The 3,249-nt window shown below is 30.6% G+C and carries 2 protein-coding genes; both read right to left on the bottom strand.

Annotated features, from left to right (window positions below; all coding sequences use genetic code 11):
* A partial coding sequence (locus AN959_RS16495) for a lipopolysaccharide biosynthesis protein (RefSeq protein WP_056832398.1) occupies positions 1–1,123 on the bottom strand: 1,123 nt, incomplete at its 3' end.
* A gap of 31 nt (positions 1,124–1,154) precedes the next feature.
* Positions 1,155–2,297 carry a glycosyltransferase gene (locus tag AN959_RS16500; RefSeq protein WP_056832400.1) on the bottom strand — a complete coding sequence of 381 codons (1,143 nt, stop codon included), beginning with the start codon at positions 2,295–2,297 and terminating at the stop codon, positions 1,155–1,157.
* Positions 2,298–3,249: the final 952 nt, after the last annotated feature.

The following is a 3,249-nucleotide window of genomic DNA, read 5'->3' on the forward strand; positions in this document are numbered from 1 at the left end:
CAATGCTTGATAAAACACCGTTCCAAATAAAAACACTTCCAGAAATAGCAAAAACAACAGCATATAAATAATTTACATTAATTATACTTTCTCCAAGCCATAAATTTATTCCAACTTGTAAAAATGGGATCATTGCAAATTCACAAAAAACCGCCAATAGGGCCATAAAGAAAAGTGTTTTATATAGTTTTTTAATCCATACATATTTTTTTTCAGCAAGTGCCTTTGTAACAGCTGACCAGACAGGAGTTAATACTAAAGTAAAAATAGTTCCTATCAATGTAAATAGTTTATTATATATTTGATATTCCACTACCATTTCAGGTCCGGAAAGCCATGTAATTAAAAACTCATTTGTGGCTGTTATTAACATATACATAATTTGAACCCAAAAGAAGATACCGCCTAATAAGATTACTTCTTTGGCATATTTTTTCCCGAAATATTTGATATTCGGCTTACTATTTTTTAGCTTTGTTGAAAAAACTATTACATTAGTTAATAATAACGGTATATTTACTGCTAAAACATGTACAAATGCTAATGAAATTAAATTAGTTGATATATCTGCTGAACTTGCTAACGATACATATGCTAAAATGATGATACTACTTAATAAACTTAATAAACTAATAACCGCAGACTTTTGCATTGCATATAATATGGATGTAATCAGCATAAATAAAAATTGTAACATAATACCACCAAAAACTATACATACAGTAATGTACAGAGTTTCCTTAGAAACTAAATTTATTGGTATGTTAAAAAATGTGTTCCAATTTATAAATCTAAATATTACTGTTGATATGCACAATACTAGTAATACTAAAATTCCAATAATAATGTAAGCGGAGGATATATAATTTTTTGCCAGTTTCTCATCTTTAGCTACCAATGCACGTACTAAGTTATTTCGTAATCCGTTTCCAATCCCTAAGTCAAATGTCAATACCCACATTAAAACAGATAAAATGGTAAACCACATACCCAGTATTTGTTGGTTATCAAAATACCTTATATACGCAGGCAGAGTGAGAAATGATATAATTATTGCCCCGCCCCTCACAAAAAAAGCAACTAATACATTATTTAAGATTGTTCTATTATTTTCTTCATTCACTATTTTCTTCATCCTAAAAAACCTTATCATATTACTTTTCCAACAACTCTTTTATATTCTTCACAAAATCATTATCTAGTTTTCTTATTATTTTTTTGCTATCATAAGAATCATTTAGATCTATAGACAAAATAGCTTCTGCTATAGATTTTGGATTTTGCTCATCATAATAATAAATTTCTTCTCCAAGTGTAGCTCTTTCAACCACTTTTATACGTGCTGAAACTACCCTTAATCCATTTGACATATATGAAAGTATTTTGGATGGGAAAGATGTCTCATTATACTTTTCTCCTGGTATTTGTGTACTTAATCCAATGTGGCACTTTTGCAAAAACTGAATATATTCATCGCCTTCTAAAAGTCCATCATAAGTAATTGTAGCACTTGATTTCATTGACTCATCTACTATTTTTTCCTGTATATTTTTAGTTTGTATTTTTGATCCAAACCCTATGATATGAATATGATAATTTTCAGGTAAGTATTCAGCAGCAGCAACGGCAGCATATGCTCCTCCTTTTCTAGGATCAAAAGTACCCGCATAAACTACATGTATCTTATTATCTCCAAATCTAAATTTATAATCTACTTCTTCTTGGTATGTTCCGTATAAAATTGAAAATGTTTTATTCGTTGAATTAACTTTTTCATTAAGAAGTTCTGTTGAAAAAATGTATTTATCTGCACTTTCAATAGTTTTATATTCATTCCATTTTGTAATTTTAGAACAAGATACCACATCTTGATAAATCTCTTCTACCTCCAGAATTACTTTAAATCCTTTTATTCTTTTAGAGATACGCACAATATTTCTTAATCCCAAAGAATGATAAACCAAAATCGTTTCATCTTTCCTTATTTTGGTTATTAAATACCAAAACAGCATAAGATCTCCGATTATATGGCTCAACAGCTTTTGAAGTTTGTTTCCCCGGGGAAACGTAGGAAAAAGTTTTAGATCTGTATCGTTATTTATTTTTATTTTTTTCCCTCTATAAAAGTTATTACTCGTCGTTTTACTTGGAGAAACTATCAATACCTTAAATCCATTTTTATTCAATACATTGCAAATATAATTCATCTTATTTGTTGCAGCTATAGAGTATCCTCTTTGTTCTCTACTATTTGCATTTGTGTCGTAATAACCAATATATTTAATTTTTTTTTCCATTGATTTTTTTCAACTCCACTACAAGTTCTTGCAGATAACTTCGTATTTTACGTGCTAACTCAATTTCAGCATATTTTGCTTCTTTGGTTTCCTATACTACAAAGCATATAACGCCTTCCACCAACCAACGTCCATACGTATGGACACTTATGTACTACACCTCACAAGCTATGGCTATTCACACACCAACTTGAATCACTTCTTGGATAAATTTGACCGCAGTATGCGCTTTGATAGAATAATCATTCATCCTCGTTGTCCACCAAACTCGCTTATGCTTGTTTATAATTAGTAGTATCGCTTTCTCTTTCTTTCTTTCTTTCTTTCTTTCTTTCTTTCTTTCTTTCTTTCTTTCTTTCTTTCTTTCTTTTGTAGATCTTTTTCTAACAGCTTCTAACGATGTTTTTTTCTTTTAGCTGTAGATCTAATTATTCGCCTTGCTCAAATGACTGTCCATTTGCTTGAAGACAGACAATGCACTATGCCTCAATCTGCATGCGTTACAGGTCCTTCTTACGACAATAATCCACCAACTTTGGTTTTTTATCGCATACTTCTCCAAAACAATCAAAACTTATCGTGACACTACTCTATTTGTCGCTCGTTATCCAATTTTCTGGTATAGCAATTTCAGCAGTACCTGCTTGCGCGGTGGCGTTATAATTGACGTTGCCTCTTTTTCTTGTGTGTACCGTATTCTTTCTAGTTTTGTCGATAGACCACGGTATAATTTACCTTATCATATCCTACTAGTCTCGTACGACTTCTATCTCAACTGATGGTGTATCGACATACTAATTTCTATTCATTTTGAGCGGAAAATAATTTATTCCATTATTTATAGTAGTGTATGGAACGAAAAATTTGTTATTAGTTACTAATCCAGTTTGATTTTTCAAAGTATTCAATTCTTTAGAGAAGTAAATAGTACACAATATAAGTAGTGCAAATG

Origin of the sequence: Psychrobacillus sp. FJAT-21963 (assembly GCF_001420585.1) — a bacterium.
Lineage (GTDB): Bacteria > Bacillota > Bacilli > Bacillales_A > Planococcaceae > Psychrobacillus.

What these genes read in the sequence shown, in the direction of transcription:
- AN959_RS16500 (WP_056832400.1), bottom strand. Translation starts at nt 2,297, where the DNA reads ATGGAAAAAAAAATTAAATATATTGGTTATTACGACACAAATGCAAAT.